This window comes from Longimicrobium sp. (assembly GCF_036554565.1).
Taxonomy (GTDB): Bacteria; Gemmatimonadota; Gemmatimonadetes; order Longimicrobiales; family Longimicrobiaceae; genus Longimicrobium.
The window spans coordinates 1-5,222 of the sequence record NZ_DATBNB010000169.1 but is presented as its reverse complement, the minus strand read 5'-3'; the positions used below and the strand labels follow the sequence as shown (position 1 = coordinate 5,222).

Here is a 5,222-nt window from a genome sequence, read left to right as displayed (position 1 = left end):
CCGTCGCTGACGATGTGGTGCATGGAGAGCAGGAGCACGTGATCCTCGGCGTCCATCCGCAGCAGCGCCGCGCGGAAGAGCGGTCCCGCCGAGAGGTCGAACGGCCGCCGGGCCTCCTCCCCGGAGCGCCGCCTGATCGCCGCCTCGCGATCCGCATCGCCCAGCCCGGACAGGTCCTCAGCCGGAAGCACAAACCCGGCGAAGGGGGCGATCACCTGCACCGGCGACCCGTCCACTTCGCAGAAGACCGTCCGCAGCGCCTCGTGCCTGCGGATGATCTCACCCAGCGCGCGCTCCAGCGCCGCCTCGTCGAGGGCACCGCCCAGGCGCCACGCCACGGGGATGTTGTAGGTGGTGCTCCCCGGCTCCAGCTGGTCCAGGAACCAGAGCCGCTCCTGCGCGTAGGACAGCGGCAGCGCGCCCGTGCGCTCCACCGGCACCACCGGCGGAAGCACCGGCAGCTCCGCCCGGCGCATCTCCTCCACGCGCACGGCCACCTCCGCCACCGTCGGACCCTCGAACAGCGCCCGCAGCGGCAGCTCCACCCCGAACACCTCGCGGATGCGCGAGACCACCCGCGTCGCCAGCAGAGAGTGCCCGCCCAGCTCGAAGAAGTTCTCCGTCACCCCCACCCGCTCCAGGCGCAGCAGCTCCGCCCAGATCTCCGCCAGCACCTCCTCAACGGGGGTGCGCGGCGCGACGTACCGTTCCTCCGTCGACGCGAGCTCGGGCGCCGGCAGCGCCTTGCGGTCCAGCTTGCCGTTGGGCGTGAGTGGGAGCACTTCCATGAAGACGAACGCGCTCGGCACCATGTACTCCGGCAGGCTCTGCCGCAGCCGCGCCCGTAGCGCCTCCCCCCGCGCTTCGCCCACCACGTACGCGACCAGACGCGTCTCGCCCGCCTCCGCGCGCGCCACCACGGCGCACTCGGCCACGCCTGCGTCCTGCCGCAGCGCCGCCTCAATCTCGCCCGGCTCCACGCGGAAGCCGCGGATCTTCACCTGCTGGTCCATGCGGCCCAGGAACTCCACGGTTCCGTCCGCCAGCCAGCGGCACCGGTCGCCGGTGCGGTACAGGCAGCCCTCGCCGAACGGGCTGGCGACGAACCGCTCCGCCGTCAGCCCGGGCCGGCCCAGGTAGCCGCGCGCCACCCCCGCCCCGCCGATCAGCAGCTCGCCCGCGACGCCGACGGGCACCGGGCGCAGCGACGCATCCACCACGTACACCCGGTAGTTCGGGAGCGGGCGGCCCAGGACCAGCGTTCCCGAAGCCGTCTCCGCGGGCGCGGCGCCCACGGGGTGCGCCAGCGCGCCCACGGTGGTCTCGGTTGGTCCGTAGTGGTTGAAGACGGCGCACTCCGGCGCCATCGCCACCAGCTCGCTCACCCACTGCACGGGGGACGCTTCGCCGCCCAGCACCAGCCACCTGCGCGGCATCACACGGCGCGGGTCGCCACCCGACTGCAGCGCCGCCAGGTGCGACGGCGTGATCTTCAGGCAGTCCACCCGGTGCCGCGCGAAGTACTCGCCCAGCAAATCCCCGTTGAAGATCCGGTCTTCGCTGATCACGTGCAGCGTTCCGCCCCACGCGAGCGCGGAGAAGACGGCTGTGTTCCCCAGGTCTGCCGAGAGTGTGGAGACCGTCGCGTAGCTGGCTCCGTCCGCGAGCTCCAGCCGGTCGCGCAGGCTTAACAGGTAGCTGGAAAGCTGCCGGTGCTCCACGGCCACGCCCTTGGGGCGGCCGGTGCTGCCCGAGGTGTAGATGACGTACGCCAGGTCGCCCTGGCCGGCCCCGCCCGGCAGGTCTGCCTCGCACTCGTTCCGCAGCGCATCGCCGTCCAGATGGACGACGGGGATGGAGCCCGCCGCGACCGCACCCGCCAGCTGACCGCGCGTCACCAGGACGGCGGCGCCGGAATCCGCCAGCATGTACGCCAGCCGCTCGGGCGGAAGGGCGGGGTCCAGCGCGAGGTAGGCGCCGCCCGCCTTGAGGATCCCCAGCAGCGCGACGATGGCGTCCACGCCGCGCCCGAAGTGCATCGCCACGACCGTGTCCGGGCCCACGCCCAGCCCGCGGAGGTGGTGCGCCAGCTGGTTGGCCCGCGCGTTCAGCGCGCCGAAGGTGAGCAATTCGTCTTCGCACACCAGCGCCACCGCGTCCGGCGTGCGCGACGCGTGCGCCTCGAACATCTCGTGGATGCATCGGTCCGCCGGATACTCGGCCGCTGTCCGGTTCCACTCCTCCAGCACGAGCGCGCGCTCCGCCTCCCCGAGCAGGTCCACCTGCGAGAGCTGAACGTCCGCGTCGGCGGCGGCCTGCTCCAGCACCCGCTCCAGGTGCCGCACCATGCGCTCTATGGTGCCCGCTTCGAAGAGGTCGATGCTGTAGCTCAGCGCGCCGCCCAGGGCTTGGCCGGTGGTCGTCAGCGTCAGGGAGAGATCGAACTTGGCGCTCGCGAGCTCCGCACCGGCTACGCTGACGCTCAGCCCTGGGAGAGCGCCTCCCCTGCCCTCGCCGTTATGAAGCGTGAACATCACCTGGAAGAGCGGCGAGTGGCTCAAGCTGCGCTCCGGCTGCAGCTCCTCCACCAGCTTCTCGAAGGGCACGTCCTGGTGCTCGTACGCACTCAGCGTCACTTCCCGCACCCGCCGCAGGGTCTCGCGGAAGCTCGGGTCGCCGGAGAGGTCGGTCCGCAGCACCAGGGTGTTGACGAAGAAGCCGATCAGCGTCTCCACCTCGCCTCGCGTACGTCCGGCGATGGGGCTGCCCACGACGATGTCATCGACCCCGGCGTACTTCGAGAGCAGCACCTGGAAGGCCGACAGCAGCGTCATGTACAGCGTCGTCCCCTCGTTCCGCCCCAGCGCCTGCAGCCGCTCCAGCAGCTCGGGGGAGAGCTCCACCGGAACCGACGCGGCCTGGTACGTCCGCACCGGCGGGCGGGGGCGGTCGGTCGGCAGCTCCAGCAGCTCCGGTGCTCCCGCCAAGCGCTGCTTCCAGTACGCCAGCTGCCGATCCAGCAGCTCACCCGCCAACTGCTCGCGCTGCCACACCGCGTACTCCGCATACTGCACCGGCAGCTCCGGGAGCGGCGACTCGCGCCCGTCGCGGTACGCCGCGTACAGCGCCGACATCTCACGGAAGAACACCCCCGTGCTCCACCCGTCGCTGACGATGTGGTGCGCCGAGAGCAGCAGCACGTGGTCTTCGTGGCCCAGCCGCAGCAGCGCCGCCCGGAAGAGCGGTCCCGCCGCCAGGTCGAACGGCCGTGCCGCCTCCTCACTGGCGCGCCGCCGGACCGCCGCCTCGCGATCCGCTTCGGCCAGCCTGGAGAGGTCGTCAATCGGCAGCGTGAACCCCGCGAAGGGCGCGATCACCTGCACAGGCGAGCCGGCCACCGCCGTGAAGACCGTCCGCAGTGATTCGTGACGCCGGACGATCTCGCCCAGGGCGCGCTCCAGCGCCCGCTCGTTCAGCGCGCCCGCCAGACGCAGCGCGGCGGGCATGTTGTAGGTGGCGCTCCCCGGCTCCAGCTGGTCCAGGAACCAGAGCCGCTCCTGCGCGTAGGACAGCGGAATGGCCCCGGTGCGCCCGGTCGGCACCACCGGCGGCAGCACCGGCAGCTCCGCGCGGCGAATCTCCTCCACGCGCAGCGCCACCCCCGCCACCGTGGGACCTTCGAACAGCGCCCGCAGCGGCAGCTCCACCCCGAACACCTCGCGGATGCGCGAGACCACCCGCGTCGCCAGCAGGGAGTGCCCGCCCAGCTCGAAGAAGTTCTCCTCCGCCCCCACACGCTCCAGGCGCAGCACCTCCGCCCAGATCCCCGCCAGCACCTCCTCAACGGGGGTGCGCGGCGCTACGTACCATTCCTCTAACGACGCGAGGTCCGGCGCAGGCAGCGCCTTGCGGTCCAGCTTGCCGTTGGGCGTCAGCGGCAGCGCGTCCAGGAAGACGAACGCGGACGGGAGCATGTAGTCCGGCAGGCTCCCCCGCAGGTGCGCGCGCAGAGCCTCCGCCCGCGCTTCGCCGACCACGTACGCCACCAGCCGCGTCTCGCCCGCCTCGGCGCGCGCCACGACGGCGCACTCGGCCACGCCGGCATCCTGCCGCAGCGCCGCCTCGATCTCGCCCGGTTCCACGCGGAAGCCGCGGATCTTCACCTGCTGATCCATGCGGCCCAGGAACTCCACGGTCCCGTCCGCCAGCCAGCGGCACCGGTCGCCGGTGCGGTACAGGCGGCCCTCGCCGAACGGGCTGGCTGCGAACCGCTCCGCCGTCAGCCCGGGCCGGCCCAGGTACTCGAGCGTTCCGTCCACCATCCACCGGACGCGGTCGCCGGTCCGGTAGAGCCGCCCGGGGGCGAACGGGTCGTCCACGAAGCGCGCCGCGGTCAGCTCCGGGCGGTTCAGGTACCCGCGCGCCACCCCCGCCCCGCCGACCAGCAGCTCGCCCGCGACGCCGACGGGCACCGGGCGCAGCGACGCATCCACGACGAACACCCGGTCGTTCGGCAGCGGGCGGCCCAGGACCAGCGTCCCCGAAGCCGTCTCCGCGGGACCAGGCCCCACGCGGTGCGCCAGCGCGCCCACGGTGGTCTCGGTGGGCCCGTAGTGGTTGAAGACGGCGCACTCCGGCGCCATCGCCACCAGCTCGCTCGCCCAGCGTACGGAAGACGCTTCCCCGCCCAGCACCAGCCACCTGCGCGGCATCACCCGGCGCGGGTCGCCGCCCGTCTGCAGTGCCGCCAGGTGCGACGGCGTGATCTTCAGGCAGTCCACCTGGTGCCGCGCGAAGTACTCGCCCAGCAGGTCGCCGTTGAAGATCCGGTCTTCGCTGATCACGTGCAGCGTTCCGCCCCACGCGAGCGCGGAGAAGACGGCCGTGTTGCCCAGGTCTGCCGAGAGGGTGGATACGGTCGCGTAGCTGGCGCCTTCCGTGAGCTGCAGCCGGTCGCGCAGACCGAAGAGGTAGCTGCAGAGCTGCCGGTGCTCCACGGCCACGCCCTTGGGGCGGCCGGTGCTGCCGGAGGTGTAGATGACGTACGCCAGGTCGCCCAGGCCGGCCCCGCCCGGCAGGTCTGCCTCGCTCTCGTTCCGCAGCGCATCGCCGTCGAGGTGGACGATGGGGATGGAGCCCGCCGGGACCGCACCCGCCAGGTCACCGCGCGTGACCAGGACGGTGGCGCCGGAATCCTCCAGCATGTACCTCAGGCGCTCGGG

Annotated in this window: 1 protein-coding gene; it reads right to left on the bottom strand. The window is 72.6% G+C overall.

Features of this window, described 5'->3' with window-relative positions; genetic code table 11:
* Positions 1–5,204 (bottom strand): amino acid adenylation domain-containing protein (locus tag VIB55_RS04650; protein WP_331875502.1); only part of this gene is annotated, 5,204 nt, incomplete at its 3' end.
* Positions 5,205–5,222: the final 18 nt, after the last annotated feature.